The organism is Haloarcula sp. CBA1122 (assembly GCF_009741785.1).
In the GTDB taxonomy this organism is placed as follows: Archaea; Halobacteriota; Halobacteria; order Halobacteriales; family Haloarculaceae; genus Haloarcula; species Haloarcula hispanica.
On the sequence record NZ_WPCB01000003.1, the window covers coordinates 69,952 to 92,358 of the forward strand.

Annotated in this window: 18 protein-coding genes and 1 pseudogene; 12 read left to right on the forward strand and 7 right to left on the reverse strand. The window is 60.8% G+C overall.

Features of this window, described 5'->3' with window-relative positions; genetic code table 11:
• Nucleotides 1-65: 65 nt before the first annotated feature.
• Nucleotides 66-524 carry a MaoC/PaaZ C-terminal domain-containing protein gene (locus GJ630_RS01945; RefSeq protein ID WP_008308373.1) on the reverse strand — a complete coding sequence of 153 codons (459 nt, stop codon included), beginning with the start codon at nucleotides 522-524 and terminating at the stop codon, nucleotides 66-68.
• A 98-nt stretch (nucleotides 525-622) separates the two neighbouring features.
• On the opposite strand from GJ630_RS01945, the gene paaI reads away from it, so the two are divergent.
• Nucleotides 623-1,018, forward strand: coding sequence for a hydroxyphenylacetyl-CoA thioesterase PaaI (paaI, locus tag GJ630_RS01950; RefSeq protein WP_014030896.1), 396 nt, complete (start codon nucleotides 623-625; stop codon nucleotides 1,016-1,018).
• A 3-nt stretch (nucleotides 1,019-1,021) separates the two neighbouring features.
• On the opposite strand, the gene paaK is transcribed toward paaI, so the two are convergent.
• The gene (gene paaK, locus GJ630_RS01955) at nucleotides 1,022-2,311 is read right to left on the reverse strand and encodes a phenylacetate--CoA ligase PaaK (protein WP_044952595.1); all 1,290 of its coding nucleotides are present in this window, start codon (nucleotides 2,309-2,311) and stop codon (nucleotides 1,022-1,024) included.
• Between the two features lie 131 nt (nucleotides 2,312-2,442).
• Here paaK and GJ630_RS01960 point away from each other — a divergent pair, with 131 nt between their 5' ends.
• Complete coding sequence (locus tag GJ630_RS01960) at nucleotides 2,443-3,615, forward strand: thiolase domain-containing protein (RefSeq protein ID WP_191449306.1); 1,173 nt, start codon at nucleotides 2,443-2,445, stop codon at nucleotides 3,613-3,615.
• Nucleotides 3,612-5,048, forward strand: coding sequence for a zinc ribbon domain-containing protein (locus GJ630_RS01965; RefSeq protein WP_191449307.1), 1,437 nt, complete (start codon nucleotides 3,612-3,614; stop codon nucleotides 5,046-5,048). The genes GJ630_RS01960 and GJ630_RS01965 overlap by 4 nt, the downstream gene beginning before the upstream one ends.
• 9 nt (nucleotides 5,049-5,057) lie before the next feature.
• On the opposite strand, the gene GJ630_RS01970 is transcribed toward GJ630_RS01965, so the two are convergent.
• A complete protein-coding gene (locus GJ630_RS01970; protein ID WP_191449308.1) occupies nucleotides 5,058-6,200 on the reverse strand; it encodes a thiolase family protein in 1,143 nt (380 codons plus the stop codon).
• A 99-nt stretch (nucleotides 6,201-6,299) separates the two neighbouring features.
• On the opposite strand from GJ630_RS01970, the gene GJ630_RS01975 reads away from it, so the two are divergent.
• Both GJ630_RS01975 and GJ630_RS01980 read left to right on the forward strand, forming a co-directional pair.
• Nucleotides 6,300-7,184 (forward strand): 3-hydroxyacyl-CoA dehydrogenase family protein, encoded by an 885-nt coding sequence (locus GJ630_RS01975; protein WP_191449309.1) that lies wholly within the window; start codon nucleotides 6,300-6,302, stop codon nucleotides 7,182-7,184.
• A complete protein-coding gene (locus tag GJ630_RS01980) occupies nucleotides 7,181-7,993 on the forward strand; it encodes an enoyl-CoA hydratase/isomerase family protein (protein ID WP_146418177.1) in 813 nt (270 codons plus the stop codon). Before GJ630_RS01975 ends, GJ630_RS01980 begins: the two co-directional genes overlap by 4 nt.
• A gap of 105 nt (nucleotides 7,994-8,098) precedes the next feature.
• On the opposite strand, the gene GJ630_RS01985 is transcribed toward GJ630_RS01980, so the two are convergent.
• Nucleotides 8,099-8,869, reverse strand: a complete 771-nt coding sequence (locus GJ630_RS01985) for an IclR family transcriptional regulator (RefSeq protein ID WP_014030889.1) — start codon at nucleotides 8,867-8,869, stop codon at nucleotides 8,099-8,101.
• 112 nt (nucleotides 8,870-8,981) lie between these two features.
• Here GJ630_RS01985 and GJ630_RS01990 point away from each other — a divergent pair, with 112 nt between their 5' ends.
• Entirely contained in the window at nucleotides 8,982-9,308 is a 327-nt protein-coding gene (locus tag GJ630_RS01990) for an EthD domain-containing protein (protein ID WP_050036557.1), read from the forward strand.
• 60 nt (nucleotides 9,309-9,368) lie between these two features.
• On the opposite strand, the gene GJ630_RS01995 is transcribed toward GJ630_RS01990, so the two are convergent.
• Nucleotides 9,369-9,839 (reverse strand): VOC family protein, encoded by a 471-nt coding sequence (locus GJ630_RS01995; RefSeq protein ID WP_191449310.1) that lies wholly within the window; start codon nucleotides 9,837-9,839, stop codon nucleotides 9,369-9,371.
• A gap of 192 nt (nucleotides 9,840-10,031) precedes the next feature.
• Here GJ630_RS01995 and GJ630_RS02000 point away from each other — a divergent pair, with 192 nt between their 5' ends.
• The 5 genes and pseudogenes from GJ630_RS02000 to GJ630_RS02020 all read left to right on the forward strand — a co-directional run bounded on the left by GJ630_RS02000 (nucleotide 10,032) and on the right by GJ630_RS02020 (nucleotide 17,767).
• Nucleotides 10,032-12,881: a penicillin acylase family protein gene (locus GJ630_RS02000; RefSeq protein WP_191449311.1), complete on the forward strand. Its 2,850-nt coding sequence runs from the start codon at nucleotides 10,032-10,034 to the stop codon at nucleotides 12,879-12,881.
• Between the two features lie 130 nt (nucleotides 12,882-13,011).
• The gene (locus GJ630_RS02005) at nucleotides 13,012-14,259 is read left to right on the forward strand and encodes an ABC transporter substrate-binding protein (protein ID WP_129754775.1); all 1,248 of its coding nucleotides are present in this window, start codon (nucleotides 13,012-13,014) and stop codon (nucleotides 14,257-14,259) included.
• Between the two features lie 8 nt (nucleotides 14,260-14,267).
• On the forward strand, nucleotides 14,268-16,292 hold the full coding sequence (locus GJ630_RS02010) for an ABC transporter permease (protein WP_014030884.1): 2,025 nt from the start codon (nucleotides 14,268-14,270) through the stop codon (nucleotides 16,290-16,292).
• Nucleotides 16,285-17,049, forward strand: a complete 765-nt coding sequence (locus tag GJ630_RS02015; RefSeq protein WP_014030883.1) for an ABC transporter ATP-binding protein — start codon at nucleotides 16,285-16,287, stop codon at nucleotides 17,047-17,049. The genes GJ630_RS02010 and GJ630_RS02015 overlap by 8 nt, the downstream gene beginning before the upstream one ends.
• A pseudogene (locus tag GJ630_RS02020) lies at nucleotides 17,046-17,767 on the forward strand (ABC transporter ATP-binding protein). Before GJ630_RS02015 ends, GJ630_RS02020 begins: the two are co-directional and overlap by 4 nt.
• 274 nt (nucleotides 17,768-18,041) lie before the next feature.
• Here the strand turns inward: GJ630_RS02020 and GJ630_RS02025 are convergent.
• Entirely contained in the window at nucleotides 18,042-18,794 is a 753-nt protein-coding gene (locus GJ630_RS02025; RefSeq protein WP_191449312.1) for an IclR family transcriptional regulator, read from the reverse strand.
• Between the two features lie 1,095 nt (nucleotides 18,795-19,889).
• The gene (locus tag GJ630_RS02030; protein WP_191449313.1) at nucleotides 19,890-21,020 is read right to left on the reverse strand and encodes an ABC transporter ATP-binding protein; all 1,131 of its coding nucleotides are present in this window, start codon (nucleotides 21,018-21,020) and stop codon (nucleotides 19,890-19,892) included.
• A 131-nt stretch (nucleotides 21,021-21,151) separates the two neighbouring features.
• Here GJ630_RS02030 and GJ630_RS02035 point away from each other — a divergent pair, with 131 nt between their 5' ends.
• The gene (locus GJ630_RS02035; RefSeq protein ID WP_050007469.1) at nucleotides 21,152-22,369 is read left to right on the forward strand and encodes an aminotransferase class V-fold PLP-dependent enzyme; all 1,218 of its coding nucleotides are present in this window, start codon (nucleotides 21,152-21,154) and stop codon (nucleotides 22,367-22,369) included.
• The last annotated feature ends 38 nt before the right edge of the window (nucleotides 22,370-22,407 follow it).

The following is a 22,407-nucleotide window of genomic DNA, read 5'->3' on the forward strand; positions in this document are numbered from 1 at the left end:
CTCCAAGTCGCACAATCGAGGCACTACCCGCTACCGATGCATCGCTTTCAGACGCGTCAGTTGACTCACTCGCGTTTCTTGATCAGGAACTTCATGTCGCCCTTGAAGACGACGGTTCCGTCCTGGTTTTCCATTTCAGTGTCGAGGACGACTAACCCGGCGTCGTCGCGCCCGACCTCCTTGGTGTTGTCAACGACGATTTCCAACTGGAGTGTGTCGCCGATGTGGACCGGGTTCGGGAGGTCCATGTAGTTCATCCCGAGGAACGCGAACGCGGTCCGCTCGACGATACCGGTCCGGTAGACGAAGCCGGTCGCCTGAACGAACGTCATCGGCCCGTGTGCGATCCGCTCACCGAACTCCTGTTCTTCCGCGTACTCCTTGTTCGTATGCAGTTCCGTCCAGTCGCCCGACAGCGCAGAGTGCATGACGAAATCGGACTCGGTGACCGTCCGGCCGACACTGATAAACTCCTGTCCCTCTTCGAAGTCCTCGAAGTGGTGTGGCTCGTAGCTGTACGCCATAGTTCCCCATCTGATAGCAGACATTTATATTTTTACGCTCCGCTGACAGCAGCGGCGACCGGTATATATTTATTATTCCTGATAGAAACACAGGCCGTATGTCCGGCGTCGCCGACGAAGTCAGAGAGCGCATCGAATCCGACGCGTACTGCGAAACCCTCGGCATTGACGTCGTCGAACTCGACTCGGGGTACGCCCAGACTGAACTGACGATTACCGAGGACCTGCTGAACTTTCATGGGACGCCCCATGGCGGTGCGGTCTACTCGCTCGCCGATGCAGCCTTCGCCGCGGCGTCGAACTCGCACGGCGAGGCGGCGGTCGCACTGGAGACGAACATCTCGTATTTAGACGCCGTCGAAACCGGTGAGACGCTGTCTGCGGTCGCCGAGGAGACGCATCTCGCGGACAGCACCGCAGAGTACGAGGTAACGGTGACTGCACAGGATGGCGAGCGCATCGCGACGTTTCGCGGACGAGTCTACCGGCCCTGACAGTCAGTCACGGTGGTCGTAGACGCGTTTTACTTTGCCGACCTGCGTTCGGTCGATGCTCCCGGGCGCAACGAGTTCGAGTTCGTCCGGGGTGAACGCGAGCACGTTCTCCAGTCGCTCGATGATTTCGTCTTCCAGCGCTTTGTCGCCCGGCCCTTGCTCCGCAGTCCGTTCGATGGTGAGTTCCAGGACGTCGAGGTTGTTCTCCTCGTAGAGGTCGATGCGGTAGTGCGGAGCGACGCCGTCGATGTCAAGCACAGCGTGCTCGATTTCACTGGGATAGAGGTTCACGCCACGGACGATGAGGAGGTCGTCAGTCCGACCGGTGACGTTGTCCATCCGAACCATCGTCCGTCCACACGCACACTCGTCGTAGTTCAGCGTCGTCAAATCCCCGGTCCGGTATCGGAAGACCGGTAACGCTTCTTTGGTGAGTGTTGTGAGAACGAGTTCACCCTCCTCGCCTTCCTCGACTGGTTCTTTCGTCTGTGGGTCGATGACTTCCGGGTAGAAGTGGTCCTCCCAGATGTGGAGCCCGTCCTGTGCTTCGTGGCACTCACACGAGACGCCGGGACCGATGATCTCCGAGAGCCCGTAAACATCGATGCCGTCGACGCCCAGCCGCTCTTCGATTTCTGCCCGCATCGGATCGGTACACGGTTCCGCTCCGAAGATAATCGTAGAGATCGGCAGGTCGCTGGGGTCGTGGCCCATTTCCTCGGCCGTTTCGGCGAGGTACAGCGCATACGACGGGGTGCATGTGAACACATCGCTCTCCAGGTCGGTCATCAACTCGACCTGTCGCTGGGTCTGGCCGCTCCCGATAGGGATAATTGTGGCCCCCAGCTCCTCGGCTCCGTCGTGAAGCCCCAATCCGCCGGTGAATAGCCCGTATCCGTAGGCGTTCTGGACGGTGTCGCCCGGTTCGGTCCCACTCGCAGCCAGCGAACGGGCAACGACTTCGCTCCAGCTGTCGAGGTCGTCATCCGTGTACGAGACGATTTTCGGCTTCCCGGTCGTCCCGGACGACGCGTGGATCCGGGCGACGTCCGCATCGTCGACGGCGAACAGGCCATCAGGGTACTCGTCGCGGAAATCCTCTTTCGTCGTCATCGGCAGTTTCGTGATGTCGTCGATACTCTGGATGTCTTCGGGCGAGACGCCCGCTTCGTCGAGCTTCTCCCGATAAAACGGGACGTTCTCGTAGGCGTGCGTAACAACCCCCTGTAATCGGTCGGTTTGCAACGCACGCAGCTCTGTACGGTCAGCCGCCTCTAGTTGCTTGTACACCATCGTCAATGATAGAGTGGAATGATAGTGATAAAATGGTTTGGGATTGACCACTCCGAGTGCCGGTCGTGCTTGCTGTGTGACTGTCGGCAAGTGATGCAAAGCTATTTTTCAGTACCCTCAGAGTTCCATGTATGCGGGACGCGTATCTCATCGGCGCAGGGCAAACGCCGTTTGGCTCGATGCCCGAAGAGAGCTACAGATCACTGTTCGACCACGCAGTCAGCGAAGCCATCGACAGTGTCGACCACGGTATCGATACGAACGCGATAGACGAAGCGGTCGTCGGCTCACTCGGCGTGGGCGGTCGACAGCTCGGTCTCTCTGGACCGGCAGCGACCGAACACGCTGGGCTGCACGGCGTCCCCAGCGTGCGCGTTGAAAACGCCTGCGCCGCGTCGGGCTACGCTGTCCGACAGGCAGTGCAGGCAGTCAAAAGCGGGATGGCCGACGTAGCGCTGGCTGGCGGCGTCGAAGTCATGACAGACATGAGCAGCGATGTGACGAAGTACTGGCTTGGAGTTTCCGGTGAAACAGAGTGGGAACGGCTGACTGGGACGACCTTCTCTGGCGTTTACGCACAGATGGCAAGTGCGTATCTACGGGAGTACGAGGCCAGCGAGGAGCACCTCTCGATGGTGGCGGTCAAGAACCATCGGAACGGCGCAAAGAACCCGAAGGCCCACCTGGGCTTCGAATGCTCCCTCGAAGACGCCGTCGGTGCACCGGTCGTCGCAGACCCCTTGAACCTCTATCACTGCTGTCCGACCTCTGACGGCGCAGCGGTCGCGCTCATCGCGAGTGAGGACGTCGTCGGGCAGTACACCGACGACCCGGTCCGGATCGCCGGGGTCGGCGCGGCCAGCGACCGGGTCGGTCTCTTCCAGCGAGACAGCTACACTTCGATTTCTGCCTCGGAAATGGCCGCAGACACAGCCTACGACCGTGCCGGGGTTGGCCCTGACGACCTCGATTTCGCAGAGGTCCACGATTGCTTCACGATCGCCGAACTGCTTGCATACGAGGACCTCGGGTTCTGTGACCGCGGCGAGGCCCCACAGTTACTTGAAGCGGGAACGACCGAATCTGACGGAGCAATGCCGGTCAATCTCTCCGGCGGGCTGAAATCAAAGGGTCACCCTATCGGCGCAACCGGTGCCGGACAGCTTGTCGAGGCGTTCAAACAACTCACCGGCAGCGCTGCGGACCGGCAGCTAGCGGCCCCGAAGTACGGGCTGACTCACAATGTGGGTGGGAGCGGCGGCAGCGCAGTTGTCCACATCCTCGAACGGGAGGCTGCACGATGACTGCCGCAGGGCTTGCGGCCATCGGTGCGTACGCACCTCGCCTGCGGATCGACGCTGAAGAGTTCGAAGCCGCCTGGGGTCGGTTCGATGCGGCGGGGGTTGATGAGAAGGCGGTCCCCGATGCCGACGAGGACGCGGTCACGATGGGTGTCGAAGCCGCACGCCGTGCGCTCACTGCGGCCGACGCGTCCGGGACGGATGTCGCGCACTTGGCCTTCGCGACAACGACACCACCGATGGCGGAAGAGGACCTTGCGGCGCGACTCTGCAGTATTCTCAACGTTCCCGACGATGCCAAGACGCAGACGATGACCGGCTCCACGCACTCCGGCGCGGCGGCGTTGGACGCGACACTGGACGGCGGGCCGTTCGGGGACGGTGTCGGCCTCGTCGTCATCAGTGACTGTCCCCGAGGTGACCCCGACAGCGGCGTCGAGCACGCCGCCGGTGCCGGGAGTGTCGCGCTCGTTGTCGACGAGGACGGTCCCGGAACCGTCGTTGACCGGGCGTCACACACTGAGGCCTACCCCGGAACGCGCTTCAGAACGGGTGGGGACGACCGGACGACCGGCCTGGGTGTGCCGCAGTACGACCGCGAGGCGTTCACGACCACGCTCGGCAGTGCGGCCGACAGACTGGACGTGTCGATGGATACAGTCGATGCGGCAGCGGTCCAGTCCCCGGACGGGAAACTCCCGTATCGGGCAACAGGTGCGCTCGGGGTTGACGCAGAGACTATTGCCGCCGCGGACACAGTCAGTACGCTCGGGGACACCGGCGCTGCCAGTGCGTTTCTCGGAGCGGCGACAGCGTTTGCAGACGACGCCGAACGCGTGCTGATTGCCGCGTACGGAAGCGGTGCGAGTGCGACGCTGTTCGTCGCCACTGGTCCTGTTCCGGTCAACACTGCACTGGACGGTGCCGTCTCCCTGTCCTACGCCGAGTACCTCAGGCGGCGTGGCGAGATTACGCGCGACGAACCCGAGGGTGGCGGCGCCTACGTTAGCGTCCCGTCCTGGCAGCGGACGCTTCCGCAACGCCACCGGCTCGTCGCCGGCCGGTGCTCTGCGTGCGGTACACTGAACTTCCCGCCCACCGGGGCCTGCAACGACTGTCACGAGCGCACCGGTGATTTCGAGACTGTCGAACTGCCCGGGACCGGGACAGTCGAGGCAGTAACGACTATCGAACAGGGGGGTGCGCCACCGGAGTTCGTCGCCCAGCAGTCCAGCAGCGGCGAGTTCGATAGCGCTATCGTCGCGCTTGATGGTCCATCTGGCGAGCAGACTGTGAGCGTCCCCGCACAGGTGCTCGATACAACCGACGAGGTCACGATAGGCACCTCCGTCGTGCTGACGACGCGGCGCATCTACACGCAGGAGGGCGTCATCAGATACGGCTTCAAAGCACAGGTCGCCAGCCAGCGCCGGTAGCCGACAGCATCAGGGACGCTCGAACACAACCGCGACGCCCTGACCGAAACCGACACACATCGTCGCCAGTCCGTGCGTCGCCTCCCGCCGTCGCATCTCGTGTAACAACGTTGTCGTGATCCGCGCCCCCGAACAGCCAAGCGGGTGGCCGAGCGCGATAGCGCCACCGTTGACGTTGAGCCGCTCGGCCGGAATCCCCAGCTCGCGCTTGCAGTGGAGACTCTGCGCGGCAAAGGCCTCGTTGAGTTCCACGAGGTCGATATCGCCGATTGTCAGTCCAGTGTCGTCCAGTGCGGCACGCGTCGCCGGAATCGGTCCCCGTCCCATGACTAGCGGGTCGACACCAGCGACGGACCGCGTCTTGACCCGGCCGAGAACATCCAGGTCGTGCTGTTCTGCGTACGCCGCCGAAGTGACGAGCATCCCGGCCGCGCCGTCGGTCAGCGGTGACGCGTTCCCCGGCGTTACTGTCGCCGCCTCGTCGTCGCGGAACACCGTCGGGAGTTCGCTCAACTGCTCGACTGACGTGTCTGCTCGCGGTGTTTTGTCGCTCTCTACCGCTGTCTCGCCGGTGTGGACTGGCACGATCTCTGCGTCGAACCGCCCGCCTTCCATCGCAGCGACCGCACGCTCGTGTGACCGCAGCGCGAACTCGTCCTGGGCTTTTCGGCTGATATCGTGGGTCCGTGCGATGGTTTCGGCCGTCTGTCCCATCGGGAGCCTGTCGGGGTTGTACCGCTGTTCGATAGCTGGATGCAGCCAGTTGGAGAAGGGAACGGTGCTCATGTGTTCGACGCCGGCGACCGGGTACACCGCCCCGTCGCCCGCCTCGATGGCGCGAGCGGCGTCGACGAGCGTCGTCAGTGACGAGCCACACAGGCGGGTCGTCGTCGCCCCGGGCACCGTCTCGGGGAACCCACCGGCGAGTATCGACTGCCGGGCGAGGTTGCGCCCCTGCTCTGCCTCCTGGTTTGCACACCCGAGCCGGAAGTCGTCCCACTCGACGGCCGGGACATCGGTCCGGTCAACGAGTGCGGCAAGCACAGCGGTGACGAGGTCCTCGGGATGTGTCCCGGCCAGCGCGCCATCCTTCGGTACCTGTGGCGTTCGTACGGCGTCGACAACAACGGCTTGCGAGTCGGAAGCAGTCATCCTCACCGACTCCTATCGCGGCCGACGTATTAAATGCAGGCCACGCCGGCGCCGAGACGCAAGCAACGTTTTTATCCTTCGCTACTGTGCTGAGAAACGATGCACGTAGCTATCCTAGGCGCCGGTACCATGGGACACGGTATCGCTCAAGTGTCGGCAATGGCCGGTCACGACGTCACTCTCCGAGATATCGATGCGGATATCGTCGACGACGGCCTGGCCGCCATCGAGTCGAATCTGGAGGAGGGTATCGCCCGGGAGAAAGTGACCGAATCCACGGCTGAGGCAACCCTGGACCGCCTCACCGGGACGACATCGCTGGAGGAAGCCGTGACCGGGGCAGACCTCGTCGTGGAAGCAGTCCCCGAAGACATGGAAATCAAACACGAGACGCTTACCGAGGTCGAATCCCACGTCGACCCGGCGACGCTTATCGCTTCGAACACCTCCTCGCTGTCACTGACTGAGATAGCGAGCGTCCTCGACTATCCCGACCGAGCCATCGGCCTTCACTTCTTCAACCCGGTTCACATCATGGCACTCGTCGAAATCGTCGTCGCGGAACAGACGAGTGCCGAGACGGTCGCGCGTGCCCGCGAGTTCGTGGACGGGATCGACAAGACACCGGTTGAGGTGGCCGATGCACCGGGCTTTGCTTCCTCCCGCCTCGGCGTCTCGCTGGGCGTCGAAGCGATGCGGATGGTGCAGGAGGGCGTTGCAACACCACAGGATATCGATACCGCGATGGAACTTGGCTACAATCACCCGATGGGGCCGATCGAGCTCGGCGACGTCGTCGGTCTCGACGTCCGGCTCGACATCCTCGAGTACCTACGTGCGGAACTCGGTGGACGGTTCCGCCCGCCACAGATTCTGAAACGGAAGGTCCGCGCGGGCAAACTCGGCAAGAAATCCGGCGAGGGGTTCTACGTCTGGGAGGACGGCGACATCGTCGGCACCAGCGGCGACTGGGGGGACGCATGACGGACCTCGCTGACGCCGCGGTGGACTGTGAAACGGTTTCGGTGAGCGTCGGCGACCGCGTCGAGAACGTCGCTACCGTCGAATTACGCCGTCCGGAGGCCCGAAACGCGCTCAACACGCAGTTGCGGTCGGAGTTCAAACAGGTCTTCGACGCCATTCCGGACAGTGACGTTCGTGCTGTCGTATTGACTGGCGCGGCAGACACCGGGGCATTCGTTGCGGGTGCCGACGTGACGGAACTCCGGGAGCGGGATATGCTAGAGCAACGGGAGGCGAGCAAGCGACCGCGGGTCTACGAGTACGTCGACGAGTGCCCGATGCCGGTCATCGCCCGCATCAACGGGCACGCGCTCGGCGGCGGCTGTGAGCTGATTCAGGCGGCTGATATCCGGATCGCGCATACGGACGCGAAGTTCGGCCAGCCGGAGATCAATCTCGGCATCATGCCCGGCGGTGGCGGGACACAGCGGTTGCCACGTCTGGTCGGCGAAGGCCACGCGATGCGGCTGATCCTCACCGGCGAACTCATCGACGCGACGGAGGCCGCTGACATCGGCCTCGTCGACGAGGTCCACGACGACGACTCCTTCGACGAGCGCGTCTACGATCTAGCGTCATCCATTGCAGAGAAAAGCCCCGCGGCGCTCGAATTTGCGAAGAAATCCGTCCGCGCAAGCTCCCGCATGGACCTCGAAGCCGGCATCGAGTACGAAGCCGAACTGTTCGCGCAACTGTTCGCCACTGGCGACAAGGACGAAGGGATCGACGCATTCCTCGAAGACAGAGAGCCGGAGTGGACCAGCGAGTGAGCGCGTCCCCATCCCAGAACGAAGTCCCTAGCTTGGCTGATACCGCACACAGGGAAGAACAGTCCAAAAACAGCCAGTTGCCCCGCTAGAACTGCGCTGGTGGTCTCACGGATGGGCCATGTTTATCCCGATTTCGTTGACGACGCCCAGTAGCAGCGTCGGCAGTTCGTCCCGGAGAATGGGGCCTTCAAGCCGGCTTGCCGGGCCGGAGACACTGATCGCCCCGATGGCAACGTCGTTTTCGTCCGTAATAGGGGCCCCGACCGCGTGCAGTCCCTCCACAGACTCCTGAAAGTTGAACGCGTAGCCGCGGTCACGTATCGTCTCGATTTCCTCCCAGAGTTCGTCCCTGTCGGTGATCGTCTGTGGCGTCCGGCCGGGCAGGCCGTGCCTGTCGATGGTCTCCGTGATCTGGCTATCCGGAAGGTGTGCGAGTATGGCCTTCCCCGCGGCGTGCTGGTGGAGATAGTTCCGATGGCCGACCCGGGCGTACGTCTGCACCGAGTGTTTGCCCTGCGCGCCGTAGATGTGGACGCTCCGGCCGTGTTCTTCGACCGCACACCAGATCTTTTCCTCGGTCTCCTCCGCGAGTTCGTCGACTCTCGGCTTGGCCTCGTCGTAGAGCCGGTATTTGTTCCGTGCCACTTCGCCGTAGTCCAGAAAGCGGATACCGAGCTGATACTCGTTGTCGTCCTCGACGAGGAGACTGTTGGCCGCGAGCGTCTTCAGGTATCTGTGCGTTGTACTCTTCGCACAGTCGAGGTGGGCCGTCATCTCCGACACGGTGGCCGTGTCGTGTTCCTTGAGATACTCTATAATCTCGATCGCTCGCTCAATCGTTCCGACCGGCCTGTTGACAGCGGGCGGGATTGCCATACGTACACACATGACTAATTGGCTTACAAGTGTTTTGTTCGAGTAGCTTGAATCGGTGGCAGCCCTGTCTGATCGGTAAGTAAAAGCCACTCCGGGGCGACACGGGGAACGCATGACAAAAATCGTCGATTTGCTCGTCCGGAGAGATGGCTACACTCACGAGGAGTTTGCCGACCGATGGCAAGGCGATCACTCGGAGTTGGCGAAGGATCTGCCGGGACTGCAACGCTACGTAACATCCGTGCCAACGGACCCGGAGCGTGCAGCCTACGACGGCGTGCTTGAGCTCTATTTCGAGGACATGGACGCACTCAGCGAGGCGTTTGATTCCGACCTCGCCGAGACGGTCCAGGCCGACGCGGCTGAGTTTATCGACCTGGAGGCCGGCCCCCGAATGATTGTCGAGGAAACGGTCCAGCTCGACGAAAGAGACGACTGATAGCGTCGCTCCTGCTGTTCCCGTTCGACTCCGTTTCCCGAGAGCGAACCGTTGCAGATATCAGCCATCGAGTCGGCTTCCATCGACGTAGAGTTTCTCGGCGGGCGGCCGCTCAGCGTCGTAGCTGTCGTGATACTCGAACAATTGAAAGAGCGCCCCGGTCGGGTTCGACGGTGGGACAAACGCCTCGGTCCAGTCCTGGTACTCGCGGTACTCGACGACGCTGTAGCCGTTGCGTTCCAGGACCGCTTTCATCGCGTCAATAGCAGCCACTTCGAGCGTGACGTGGTGGAGTCCCGGACCGTGGTCGTCGAGATACGACGTGAGGAACGTGTCCGGTGCCTCCGGAGCGATGAGTTCCAGCCGTGACGCGTCCCGTTCGAAATCGTACTGCGCCCAGCGAAACCGCCCTTCGACGGACTCTTCGATGAGTTTCCGACAGCCGAGGGCGAACAGGAACGGTTCGGCGTCACTGATGTCCTCGACAGCGATTCCGATATGATCGACACGGATCGGCGTCTCCTGAGACATGGCGAGGACTGCGTCAGGCTCCCAATTATATGCTTGGGTCGGACAGTGTGTCTCGATCTCAACGGGACGCCAACTATCCCGTATAGCATCCGTTCCCTCTCCACCCTACTACTAACGAATGTGAACAGACACACTCGCTCCGCCCGAAACCCTCCCAAATATTTATTAAATATCCAGACTGTCGACTACGGGATGCCAGCACAGCACCAGCAATCGCGGCGGCACCTCACACGACGAACGCTCCTGAAGACGGGCGCGGCGGTCACCGGCATGACCGGTATCGGAGCCGTGGAGACGGAGCTAGCGTACGCACAGGACGATGACGCGACGGTCACGATACGACGAGACGACTACGGCGTGCCACACGTCTACGCCCGCGACGCCGACAGCCGTGACCCGGTGTTCTATGGGTTCGGATACGCGACCGCGGCCGACCGGCTCTACCAGCTAGAACTGTACCGGCGGTACTATCACGGGACTGTCGCTGCGGTCCTCGGCTCGGGTGACGGGGACACCGACTGGGTCCAGTTCGATATCGAGGCGCGGCGCAACACCGCCGGCGAGCCGTCACTCGACGAGCAGGCCGCTGAGCAGTTGACGGCGGACCAGCGAGCGGTCCTGCAGGCGTTTACCGACGGCATCAACCGGTACATTACCGACGTCCGTGAGAGCGAGGAGCTGGAATTCCACCAGGCGTTTCAGGAGCACGGGTTCGAGCCCGAGGCGTTTACTACGGCGGACACCGCGGGGATGTTCGTCGCCAGTATGGCATATTTCAGCGGCTTCCAGCTGGAGACCCTCAGCGCGACTGTCCTTGACGCACTCACACAGGAAACAGGGAGCGAACAGCGTGCCACGGAGCTCTTCGAGGACCTGCAGTGGGGTAACGACCCCGGCTGCCCGACCTCGACAGTCCAGCCATCGGATGCCTACTCCCCTCCCTATACTGATGTCGGGGCAGGGTCGACACCCAACGTGACCGGGGGACAGGAGACAGACAGGGTGACGCGCGGGGCAACCGGCGCGTCTGTGACGCCGAGCAACTTGGTCACCGGTGGTGACTACACGCCACCAACTGACGCCGACGGGATGCACGAGGCAGAGATGGAGCGGATGCGAACGCTTGCGTCCGGACTCGACAGTCTTGGCCTCCCGATTAAGTACGGCAGCAACGCCCTCGCTGTTCAGGGTGATATCACGGCCAGTGGCGATGCGCTACTGATGGGCGGGCCACAGATGGGGTTCAACACGCCCTCGATAATGTACGAGGCGAGCCTGCACGGGCCGGATTTCGACGTCACCGGTGTCACCGTTACCGGGTATCCGTTCATCATGTTCGGCCACAACCGCAACGGGGCACTGACCTCGACCGCCGGGATCGACAACTGCATCCAGATGTTCACGGAGTCGATCACCACCAACGCGTCGGGTCCGGACACGTACACCTTCCAGGGCGAGGAGTACGAGGTCGAAACAGCCGAGCAGACGATCACTGTCGCCGACGGCGAGGACGTGACGTACACGGAACGGTTCACACGCCATGGTGTCGTGACACAGTGGGACCCCGACAACGGGGAAGCGCTGGCGCAGACGAAGTCATACGCCGGCCGGCACATGAACTGCTGGCGGGCCTTCTACGAGTGTCAGTTCGCGACGGACGCCGAGGAGTTCCGGGAGTCAGCACAGCGCTGTGACTATGCACTGAACTTCATGTGGGCAGACAAGGACGGCGACATCGCGTATGTCCATCTGGGGCGGTATCCGGACAGCGAAGCAGTCGACTGGGACACTCGGTTGCCGGCCGACGGAACGCAGTACGAACTCACGTCGGCGGACTACCTGCGCGCGGCTGACGGTGACGTGCCCTACGCGATCAACCCCGCCCCGGGGTACTCGGCACAGTGGAACAACAAACCCGCACCGGACTGGAACAACGGCGACCTGAGCTATTCGTGGGCGACCGACCACCGCGTGCAGCGGATCATCAATCTGGTCGAACAGCGGTTAGTACAGGAGGGGACAGTCGATTATGAGTTCCTGAAGACCGTTATCTACGATATCTCCTTCACCGATCTGCGTTCGATTCGGTACAGAGAGCATCTGCTTGACGCGCTTTCGGACGCAGACCTCTCCGGCACCGAACAGCAAGCCCGCGACGAACTGGCTTCGTGGGACCACTTCGCCCAGGCCGACGGCGAAGACAACGAGGGACGCCACTCTGCCGGCTACACGATCTGGGATGCGACGTTCCCGTACATTCTGGAAGAGGTTTTCAGCGAGACGTTCGGGAGCGCATACGGACCGGCATCGTACTTCCTCGACTACGACTACGGGCGCGGCACCCTGATGCGGGTCCTCAACCCGGCGGAGACAGCACTGCCGACGCAGGCCGAGTACGTCGATGGAGATATCACGGACGCGCTGGTCAGGGCGTTCCGGACCGCAGTGAGCGAACTCGCCGAGCGATACGACGGCGACCCGGAGTCCTGGCGGCGTGAGGCAGCCCTGCACGAGTTCGACAACCTCGCGCTGTTCGGGATGCCTATCGGCGTCACGTCCGCGGGGAACACGGCGCTGATGAACCGTGGGACCGAGAATCACGTCGTCCGGCTCAGCGACGACCCGCAGGCAGAGAACATCCTCCCGCCCGGAAACGACGGCTACGTCGCTCCAGACGGCACTACCGGCGAACATTACGACGACCAGCTGGCGATGTTCGAGGACTTCGAGTACAAACAGTTGTTGTTCGCTGACGCCGCTATCGAGTCCGCAACGGCTGAAACCCGTGAGTTGACGCGGTCAGCAAGCCCGGCTGACGGTGCCACCGATGACACGCCGACGAGTGAGGGCACTGAGACAGACGAGAGTACTGTGGCCGGTGGGGCGACAACTCCTGCCGAGACAGAGAGCACGGTCACAGCGACGGAGACGAATACCGGGACTGCCGCCAGTGGTCCCGGCTTTACAGCACTGACTGGGGCGACCGCAGTACTCGGGACTGCGCTGGCGTGGCTGTACAGACAGGACGACAACACCAGCTAGCCCCCACGGCGGTGGGGATCAAAAGCCGCGAGACGCGATAGTGGAGTTACCGAACGCGGCGAACAGCGCGAGACACGCCGACAGGGGGCAAGGCTTTAATACGATTTGCTTAACAATAGATAATGAACCTATGTCGAGCGAAGGTACCTCACCAGACAGTAGTGTGGGAATCGACCGTTCACGGAGACAGTTCATCGCCGCCGCTGGCGCGGTCGGCGCGCTTGGCCTCGCCGGCTGCCAAGGTGGATCAACAGGTGGCGAGGAGGCGGTGACCGTCGCGAGCCTGAATCCAATGACTGGCCCGTTCAGCTCTCTCGGGCCGGGCCAGCGTACTGGCGCTGAACTCGCTGTAACGGAGATAAACAACAACGACGACTACGACTTCGAGTTCGAGCTGGTGACGGGCGATACAGAGACTGAGGCCGGGGCCGCACAGTCCGAGGCCCAGCGTGTCGTTCAGGAAGAGGGGGCAGAGTTCGTGTTCGGTGCGATTTCAAGCTCCGTTGCGCTCGGGCTGAACGACTTTGCCGCGCAATCTGAGCATATCTACTTCCCAGGCGGCGCAGCGGTTCCGATCACCGGGTCTGCCTGCAACGAATGGGTGTTCCGCTTTGAAACGAACACTGCACAGATCGCTGAGGCGATATCGGCGTATTCAGTCAACAATCTGGGGAACAACGTCTGGTTCCACTACGCGGACTACGCGTACGGCGACTCGGTGTACAACCGCACGAGCAGACGAATGGAGAGTGCCAGTGACGACTACACCGAGGTCGGGACATCAACGTCGGCGTTGGGTGCCAGCAACTACGGCTCGTTCATCACGCAGATCAGCAACTCCGACGCTGACGTGGTCGTGTTGGGGATGACCGGTGGTGATCTGGTGAACTTCACTAACCAGGCCGCAGATCAGGGCCTCACCGACCAGATGGCTGTTGTCGGTCCGACCCAGACGTTCCAGAGCGTCCGTGCCGGGACCGGGTCGAACAGCGTCGGCACCTTCGGCGGCGCTCGGTATGACCCCTCGCTCGAGACCGGGGACAATCAGGCATTCGTCGAGGCCTACGCCAGCGAGAACGACAGAGAGCCCGGCAACTTCGCCCGCGTCGGCTACGACTCGATGCGGCTGATGGCCAAGGGAATGAACGAAGCCGGGAGCACCGAACCCGGGGATGTCCGAGACGCCCTCGAAGGTGGCACGTTCACGACAGTGCTTGGGGATATCACGCTTCGGGAGAGCGATCACCAGGCCACCAATCCGACGTGGATGGCCGAACTCGTCGAGGGCGATGGCGACACAGCGGATGTCGAACTCCTCGAACAGGTCCCGGGTTCGGAGACGCTGCCACCGGCCAGTGACCTCGGCTGTGAGATGTAGGTAGTACGATGGTTGCTGCCGATTTCATCGAACAACTGCTGAATGGCCTCACCCTGGGGATGGTTTACGTCCTGCTAGCCGCCGGCCTATCGGTCATTTTCGGCGTGATGGACGTGATCAACTTCTCCCATGGCGAACTGTTCGCACTCGGTGCGTATTTCTCCCTCAGCATCATCGCGCCGTTCGGCGCGGGGACTGGGTTCTGGATCGCGATAGTGGTTGCACCGGTCGCCGTCGGCCTCATCGGTGCCGCTATCGAGCGAACGACTGTCCGACCGCTGTACGGTCGAGACCCGTTATATCACATTCTCCTGACGTTCGGGCTCGTGCTCGTGATCAACGACGGTATCCGTCTTATCTGGGGGACACAGCAACGACAGCTAGCTGTCCCGGAGTATCTGAGTCGGCCAGTGTCCATACTGGGCGTCCAGGTGTCCGTGTACAATTACTTCATGATCGTCTTTGCGGCGCTGCTCGCGGTAGTGACGTGGTACCTGCTGAACCGGACGAAGTACGGGATGATCATTCGTGCCGGATCGCAGGACCGCGAAATGGTCCGAAACGTCGGTATCGACATCGACCAGTACTACACCCTGGTCTTCGGTGTCGGTGCGGCGCTCGCTGCCGTCGCCGGGATCGTCCTCGGCGGCTACCAGAACGTGAACACCGGCATGGGGAACAGCGTCATCATCCCGGCGTTCGTTGTCGTCGTCCTCGGCGGCCTCGGTAGCTTCAGGGGTGCCGTCTTCGGCGGGTTGCTCGTCGGTGTCGTCCAGACGCTGATGCGGGCCTACAGTGGGTCTGTCGTGGCAACGGTCGGCGATGTCACGCTGAGCGTTCCCAATCTCGAGGGGTTGACTGTGTACCTGCTCATGATCGCCGTGTTGCTCGTGAAACCGCAAGGACTGTTCGGAACGCGAGGTGACGAGTCGGAAAGCGAGGGCGAGATCCTCGTCGGGGGGTACGGCGGGGTACTGGCGGACAGCACACGGGTACGGCTCGGCGGTATCGCCGTTGTCGCGCTCGCGCTCGCCCCACTCGCGATTCTGTTCATGGGCGACCAGTACTACCTCGTCGTTCTCAACGAGATCCTGATCTGGGCTATCTTCGCACTGAGTCTCGATATCGTGATGGGCTATGCCGGCCTGGTCCCCCTGGGCCACACGATGTTCTACGGCGTCGGTGCGTACACCGCCGCGCTCGTCATGTTGCACTATTCGCAGTCGGTTTTCGTCGTGTTGCTCGGGGCGATTCTCATCTGTGCTGTCCTAGCTTGGATCGTCGGCAGCCTCTCGATTCGGGTCTCCGGCGTGTACTTCGCCATGATCACGCTGGCGTTCGCGGAACTGCTCTACAGCGCTGTGTTCAAGTTCGACTTTACCGGCGGGAGCGACGGCCTGCTCGGCTTCGAAGCGTTCCTCGGATTCGGTACTGTCGGGGCGTCGCTCTCGAACATCGAGTTCGGGCTCCTCGGCTACGAACTCGGACAGCAGTTCGTGTTCTACTATCTCGCCTTGCTCATCGCCCTGCTGTCGTTCCTGTTCGCTCGGCGCATGATGAACGCGCCGTTTGGCAGTGTCCTGCAGTCGATTCGGGAAAGCGAGGAGCGAGCGGAGTTCATCGGCTATGACGTCAACAGATACAAGCGCCGGGCGTTTGTCATCAGCGGCGGAATGGCTGGACTGGCTGGCGGCCTCCTCGCAATCAGTCCGTCGACAGTCATCATTTCACCGGACCAGACCCTCAACTGGATCCACTCTGGTGAAGTCATCGTCATTGCGCTGTTTGGCGGAATGGGGACACTGTACGGTCCCATGATCGGCTCCGGTGTCTTCTTCGGTGCCGAGGAGTTCCTCTCGTCGTACACCGACCAGTGGCGGCTTATCATCGGGACGATGTTTATCCTGTTCGTGCTGTTCGTCCCACGCGGTATCGTATCGATTCCGTCTCTCGTCGCACAACGGCTGGAGACGGCCAACAACGCGGACGGTCCTGTCGACATGGATGAGCCGGAAGTGAGAAGCGATGACTGAGACTGTACTCGAAACGGACGGACTGACGAAGCGGTTCGGCAAGCTCACCGCCGTTGACGACGTGTCGCTGTCGGTTGCGGACGGTGAGTTCAGGAGCGTTATCGGGCCAAACGGGGCCGGGAAGACAACGACGTTTAATCTCATCACTGGCGCACTATCGCCGTCAGCGGGTGTCGTGCGGTTCAAAGGTGAGGACATCACTGACGTCGCGCCACACGAACGGGTTGGCCGCGGACTGGGCCGCTCGTTCCAGATTACGAACGTTTTCGGCGGTCTCACCGTTCGAGAAAACGTGCGGCTGGCAGCACAGTCCGTCCACAGTGACGAGATCAATCCCAGCGAAGCGCTGTTCCGTGACAAGAACGGCTTCGACGAGATCACGGAGCAAACCGGGACGGTGCTGGAACAGATCGGGCTCCAAGACAGGGCTGACGAGCACGCGGAGGCCCTGGCGTACGGCGATCAGCGACGACTCGAACTGGGGCTCGTGCTGGCGACAGACCCCGCCCTCGTCATGCTCGACGAACCGACCGCCGGAATGAGTAGCGAGGAAACACAGGCCACGATGGACCTCATCGATGAGGTCCTCTCGGATCGGTCGTTGATGCTCATCGAACACGATATCGACCTCGTGATGCGTGTCTCGGACCGGATTACTGTCCTTACTCGCGGCGAAGAACTCGCAAGCGGGACACCCGACGAGATCGCAAACAACGAAGACGTCCGCGATGCGTACCTCGGTGGTGTCCGAGAATGACTGACCCGCTCCTCTCTCTCGAAGATGTCCGGGCCGGGTACGGGATGACCGAGGTGCTACAGGGCGTCTCGATGGATGTCGAACGCGGAAGCGTTGTGTCGCTGGTCGGGCGCAACGGCGTCGGCAAGACGACGACGCTACGGTCGATTGTCGGTAACATCACCCCGACTGGTGGGTCAATAACGTTCAACGGCGAGGACATCACGACACGCAACTCCGAGGCGACGATCCGGAGCGGCATCGGGTTCGTTCCCGAAGAGCGACGGATCTTCCCCGAGTTGACCGTCCGAGAGAACATCAGAATGGGTGAAATCGGTGCCGAGTCGCCTGATGGGCCGTCAGTCGACGACGTACTGGATATGTTCGAGAACCTCGCGGAGCGAGAACACAAGGACGGGTCGGTCCTTTCCGGTGGCGAACAGCAGATGCTCGCGGTCGGCCGCGCCCTGACTGCGACCCGGATCTGTTGTTGCTTGACGAACCGACGGAAGGGCTCGCACCCTATGTCGTCCGGCAGATAGAGGACCTGATCCTCGAACTGAACGAACAGGGTATCACGGTGCTGGTCGTCGAGCAGAACATCCCGGTCGCACTGGCGGTCTCGGAGTACACGTACATCCTCGAAAAGGGCGAGATCGTCCACGAGGGGACTGCGGCGGAGATCCAGAACAACGAGGACGTACTCGACAGACACCTCGGCGTCGGTGTCACTGACTGACTATGGCGACAATCGCCGGGCACGACCCGATCCCCGGTCACTAGCCGTATAGCGCAGGGCCCCGTTCGAGACGGGGCTTACCGACCATAGTTCGAGCCCCATGCACCGAGCGGTAACGACCACTAGAGTGCCAACACATCAAGAGTGTCAACATGTAACACGGAAAGTTCTATTCTATTGAATCGGCTTCTATCGTGCTATAGCGTTGTTCCGAAGGGATTCGAACGGTCTCACAGGTGTCTTGCCCAGATCAGTGGTGTTCGAGTCAGTAGAACTACTGATAAGAGAGATTCACCTGTAGCTCGCCGGAGATTCCACGGATGAGGTCCGTCAGTTCGTTTTCGATGCGTTCGGAGTCCAGCCGGTTCGCTGGTCCCGACACGCTGATGGCACCGTACGTGTTGCCGGCGTTGTCTACCAGCGGGGCACCGACGCCGGCTACGCCTTCGAGGAACTGGTCGATGCCGTAGGCGACGCCGCGGTCCTGAATCTCGTCGAGTTCTGCTTCGAGTTCCTGCCGCTCCCGACTGTCGGGGAGGGGGTAGTCGTAGCTTTCGAGGATTGTCTCCCGCCGGTGTTTCGGCAACACTGAGAGGATTGCCATGCCACCAGCGAGCCTGTACAGTTCGGTGTACTGGCCGATCTGTGAGTTTGTCTGAATCGCCCGACTGCCGAGCGCTTTGGCCAGGAAGACCGCCTTTCCGTTCTCTTCGACGATCCACCACGCTTTCTCGTCGGTTTCGTCGGCTATCTCGTTCAGTTTCGGGGCGACCTCCTGGTACATCTCCTGCCGCTCGCGGACTTTCATCCCGATATCCAGAAACCGCAAGCTCAGCCGATACGCCTTGTTCTGGTCCTGGACGACGTAGCCTCGGCTCTGGAGTGTCGAGAGATGAACGTGGACTGTGCTCTTGGGCATCTCCACCCGCTCTGCCAGCTCAGTGACGCCGAGTGCCTGTTCCGTTTTCAGTGCTTCAATAATGTCCAGCACCCTCCCGGCGGACTCTATCGGGCCTTGTCCTGTCATACGCGTATATTCGGCTAACTGTTTATAAAATTATTCAACAAGATTGAACTCTGTGTCCGGGGACTGTGTTATCAGGTGTATTCCCAGTGGCGTCGCGACGACTGCACCATGATATACTACCCAAAACTCGGCAATCCAGTGACTCTCCTAAATTCCGTCCGTCCGTTTACGTACCTACTGACCACTGTATTGCCACTGAGAAACGGAGTAAGGCGGCGGTGTCCCGGTGCTCTAATGCCGGCCGATGCAGATGTCGGACGGTGGCACTTGCTGTACACCAGGATGTTCAATCAGCTTGAACTCGGCCGCAGCATACGAAATACAAATGAGAACATAGCGAGGATAGCAGCGTTACCGGGACTAGTCCTGTCACGGTCTCCCAGTCCGTTTCGATTCGCCCTGTTCGTGCTCAGCACTCTCCTTGCACAACCGCAATCGCTTCTCGTATCGCCTCGATACTGGTCTGCACTCCAACGCCGACACTATCACCTACGGCCGGTAACTCTCAGGCTGATTCTGAATCAGATAATAGATGTACGCCTGTTATCCTATGGCTGTATCTCTGAGATATGTGCGCTCCAGAGCGCAGTGCAACCATCCGGCCTACAGTGAGGGTTGTTCACAGGTGTTGAATCTCAGTCAGGGTTGCATCTGTCTCCCCTCTGCTCCCGACGCCTAGTGAGACGTGTAGAGCAGTCGACCACTCCGATAATATTTGTACGCCTGTTATCTGAAGGCCATGCAGATGTCGTATTACGAAACACAGTGCCGTTGCGGTACTGACCCCTCACAACGACAACAGTTCATATAGCAAGTGACTGCGCCTCGCTAGCTACTTCTGGTGACTGCGTGAATGAATTTCACATTACGAAACGAACTCCCACACCCGCTCGCAGAGCGGAAATATTGAATACTGAGCAAGCACGTCTCAGACCATCTCGTCAGCAAGCCCTGCTCACAGAGCCGTCAAAATGGGTCGGTTCCGCGCTGGTCCTCCCAGTGGCTCCTTTGGTATTCTTCCGGCCGTCACTACCACTGGTACCCTTCTCGGGTATTCTCAAGCCACGTTCTATCGGGCGTCGCGGAATGAGAAAATCAGGCTGCAACCGGACTCTCTTCGTCGATTTCCGTTTCACTGTTCTTGATCGCAGTGCCGGAGTCCGCATCAAACAGATGGATGACCTCCTCTGGGAACTGCAATCCGACCGTGACGCCATTCCCGAGGTTTGCTCCATCCTCGACGGTGACCGTATACTGCTGCCCGTTGATAGTCACGTACACATGAAACAGGTCCCCAAGTGGCTCGACGACGTCGACGGTCGCGGTAACGGTCTGCTCCGGGCCAGTCGCGGTGTTGAGCTGAATATCTTCAGGCCGGACACCGAGGATGACTTCCTCGTACCCGTCGAGCTGGGCGGCGGTTTCAGCGGACAGCTCGTAGGTAAACTCCTGGTGCACTAGCGACCCGTCCTCGACAGCGGCAGGAATGAAGTTCATCGAGGGCGACCCGATGAACCCGGCGACAAACCGATTGGCTGGACGGTGATAACACTCCAGTGGCGTTCCAACCTGCTGTAACACGCCATCGTCCAGAATAGCGATACGGTCGCCCATCGTCATTGCCTCCGTCTGGTCGTGAGTAACGTAGATCGTTGTCACGTCGAGTTCGTTCTGGAGGCTCTTTAGCTCTGTCCGCATTTTCGTCCGGAGCTTGGCATCCAGATTGCTCAGTGGCTCGTCCATCAAGAACACCGCTGGGTCCCGAACGATTGCTCTCCCGAGCGCCACCCGCTGTTGCTGGCCCCCAGATAGCTCCTTTGGCGGATCATCAAGCAAGTCCTCGATGCCCATCATCTCGGCTGTCTCGGTTACACGCTGTTCAATCGTTTCTGTATCTAGGTCCGTCGTCATCTTCAACCCGAACGACATGTTCTCCTCTGCGGTCATATGTGGATAGAGCGCGTAGTTCTGAAAGACCATCGCGATATCGCGGTCACGGGGCTCGGTGCCGATGACAGACTCGTCTCCGATCAGAATATCACCCTCAGTCACCGTCTCAAGCCCGGCGACCATCCGCAAGGTTGTCGATTTTCCACAGCCGGATGGGCCGACCAGTACCAGAAACTCGCCGTCGTTTAGCGACATATTCACCGTATCGACAGCGACAACCTCGTCGCTCCCGTCGGAGAACGTCTTGACAAGGTTATCGAGCTCTAACTGTGCCATGCGATACCTGTTATTGTCCCACAGAGATATATAATAGTTTGTGTTTTTCGATTATAGATGGGAATCTTTCATATACCTGGAGCGGGTTTGAGTTCGTATACGGGACTAGCGGTAGTGAAAAGAGCACAACTATGGTTCCATTCACAACAGAGTCAGAGTCGGTGTATCGTCAGTTGGGTGTCACGCCGGTCGTCAATGCAGCGGGCACAAAAACGCGGATTGGCGGCAGCCTCATTCGAGAGGAAGCCGCGGACGCCATGCGCGCTGCTGCCGACGAATTCGTTCAGCTGAGTGATCTAGAGGCAAAGGCTTCCGAACAGATCGCTGAAATCGCCGGGTCGGAAGCCGGATACGTTTCGCCGGGTGCTGAGGCCGGCCTGTTGTTGGCCGCGGCTGCCGCAATCGCGGGGGACGACCCGGAGACCATGTCGGAGTTACCCCATCCGACAGACGCACCAAACGACATCGTGATGCCCCGGACTCACCGGACGGGGTACGACCACGCACTGCGAGCGGCTGGCGCAAACATCGTCGATGTCGGGACAAACGATTACCATCTCGGCACTGGCGCAACAAACGTGGAACCCTGGGAGATCGAAAGCGCCATCGACGAAAACACTGCCGGGGTCGCGTACGTCCAGAAAACATACACACAGCCGGACCTCTCGACTGTCTCGGAGATCGCACACCGACACGATGTTCCCGTGATTGTCGACGCTGCCGCCGAGGTGCCGCCCATTGAGAACCTCTCTCGTTTCGTCGAGCAGGGAGCGGACATGGTGGTGTTCAGCGGTGGCAAAGGAATCCGGGGCCCACAGACGACGGGTATCATCGCCGGCAAACGTCAGTATATCCGTTCAATCGCTGTGCAGCACCAGGATATGCACGTCGACCGCCGGGTTTGGAACCCACCCAGCTCGCTTATCGATACGGAACGGTTCGATGGGGTTCCCAGACAGGGAATCGGACGGTCGCTCAAGGTCGGCAAGGAGGAACTTGTCGGCCTCATTCGCGCGCTAGAACTATTCATCGAAGAGGATCAGGAAGCGCTTGTCGCCGAGTGGGAGAACCTCGCCGAAAACATGGCGAGCCAACTTGAGGCAGCGGGCGTAGAGACCACAGTTGTTGCTGGTGGTGAGCAGAGTGTTGCTCCACGGATCATTGTGGATATAACTCACTCCCAATCGACTCTTTCGGCAGCCGCGTTGGTGTCAGAACTGCAGCGCGAGGACCCGCGCGTGTATGTCGGCGAGGACCGCATCGACGAGGGCGAGATTGTTCTCAACCCGATGTGTCTCGACGAAGACGGTGCTGCGTACGTCGTCGACCGCCTGCTCACACATCTGTAACAGAGAAAAGATATAAATAATAACTTACAATACCATAG

Excerpts from the sequence above, each read along its gene's own strand:
- GJ630_RS01985 (WP_014030889.1), bottom strand. The coding sequence starts at position 8,869 with ATGGCAATCCCGCCCGCTGTCAACAGGCCGGTCGGAACGATTGAGCGA.
- GJ630_RS02035 (WP_050007469.1), top strand. The coding sequence starts at position 21,152 with ATGGTTCCATTCACAACAGAGTCAGAGTCGGTGTATCGTCAGTTGGGT.
- GJ630_RS02010 (WP_014030884.1), top strand. The coding sequence starts at position 14,268 with ATGGTTGCTGCCGATTTCATCGAACAACTGCTGAATGGCCTCACCCTG.
- GJ630_RS01990 (WP_050036557.1), top strand. The coding sequence starts at position 8,982 with ATGACAAAAATCGTCGATTTGCTCGTCCGGAGAGATGGCTACACTCAC.
- GJ630_RS01970 (WP_191449308.1), bottom strand. The coding sequence starts at position 6,200 with ATGACTGCTTCCGACTCGCAAGCCGTTGTTGTCGACGCCGTACGAACG.
- GJ630_RS02030 (WP_191449313.1), bottom strand. The coding sequence starts at position 21,020 with ATGGCACAGTTAGAGCTCGATAACCTTGTCAAGACGTTCTCCGACGGG.
- GJ630_RS01975 (WP_191449309.1), top strand. The coding sequence starts at position 6,300 with ATGCACGTAGCTATCCTAGGCGCCGGTACCATGGGACACGGTATCGCT.
- GJ630_RS01960 (WP_191449306.1), top strand. The coding sequence starts at position 2,443 with ATGCGGGACGCGTATCTCATCGGCGCAGGGCAAACGCCGTTTGGCTCG.
- GJ630_RS01980 (WP_146418177.1), top strand. The coding sequence starts at position 7,181 with ATGACGGACCTCGCTGACGCCGCGGTGGACTGTGAAACGGTTTCGGTG.
- GJ630_RS02005 (WP_129754775.1), top strand. The coding sequence starts at position 13,012 with ATGTCGAGCGAAGGTACCTCACCAGACAGTAGTGTGGGAATCGACCGT.
- GJ630_RS01995 (WP_191449310.1), bottom strand. The coding sequence starts at position 9,839 with ATGTCTCAGGAGACGCCGATCCGTGTCGATCATATCGGAATCGCTGTC.
- GJ630_RS01965 (WP_191449307.1), top strand. The coding sequence starts at position 3,612 with ATGACTGCCGCAGGGCTTGCGGCCATCGGTGCGTACGCACCTCGCCTG.
- GJ630_RS02015 (WP_014030883.1), top strand. The coding sequence starts at position 16,285 with ATGACTGAGACTGTACTCGAAACGGACGGACTGACGAAGCGGTTCGGC.
- GJ630_RS02025 (WP_191449312.1), bottom strand. The coding sequence starts at position 18,794 with ATGACAGGACAAGGCCCGATAGAGTCCGCCGGGAGGGTGCTGGACATT.
- paaI (WP_014030896.1), top strand. The coding sequence starts at position 623 with ATGTCCGGCGTCGCCGACGAAGTCAGAGAGCGCATCGAATCCGACGCG.
- GJ630_RS02000 (WP_191449311.1), top strand. The coding sequence starts at position 10,032 with ATGCCAGCACAGCACCAGCAATCGCGGCGGCACCTCACACGACGAACG.
- GJ630_RS01945 (WP_008308373.1), bottom strand. The coding sequence starts at position 524 with ATGGCGTACAGCTACGAGCCACACCACTTCGAGGACTTCGAAGAGGGA.
- paaK (WP_044952595.1), bottom strand. The coding sequence starts at position 2,311 with ATGGTGTACAAGCAACTAGAGGCGGCTGACCGTACAGAGCTGCGTGCG.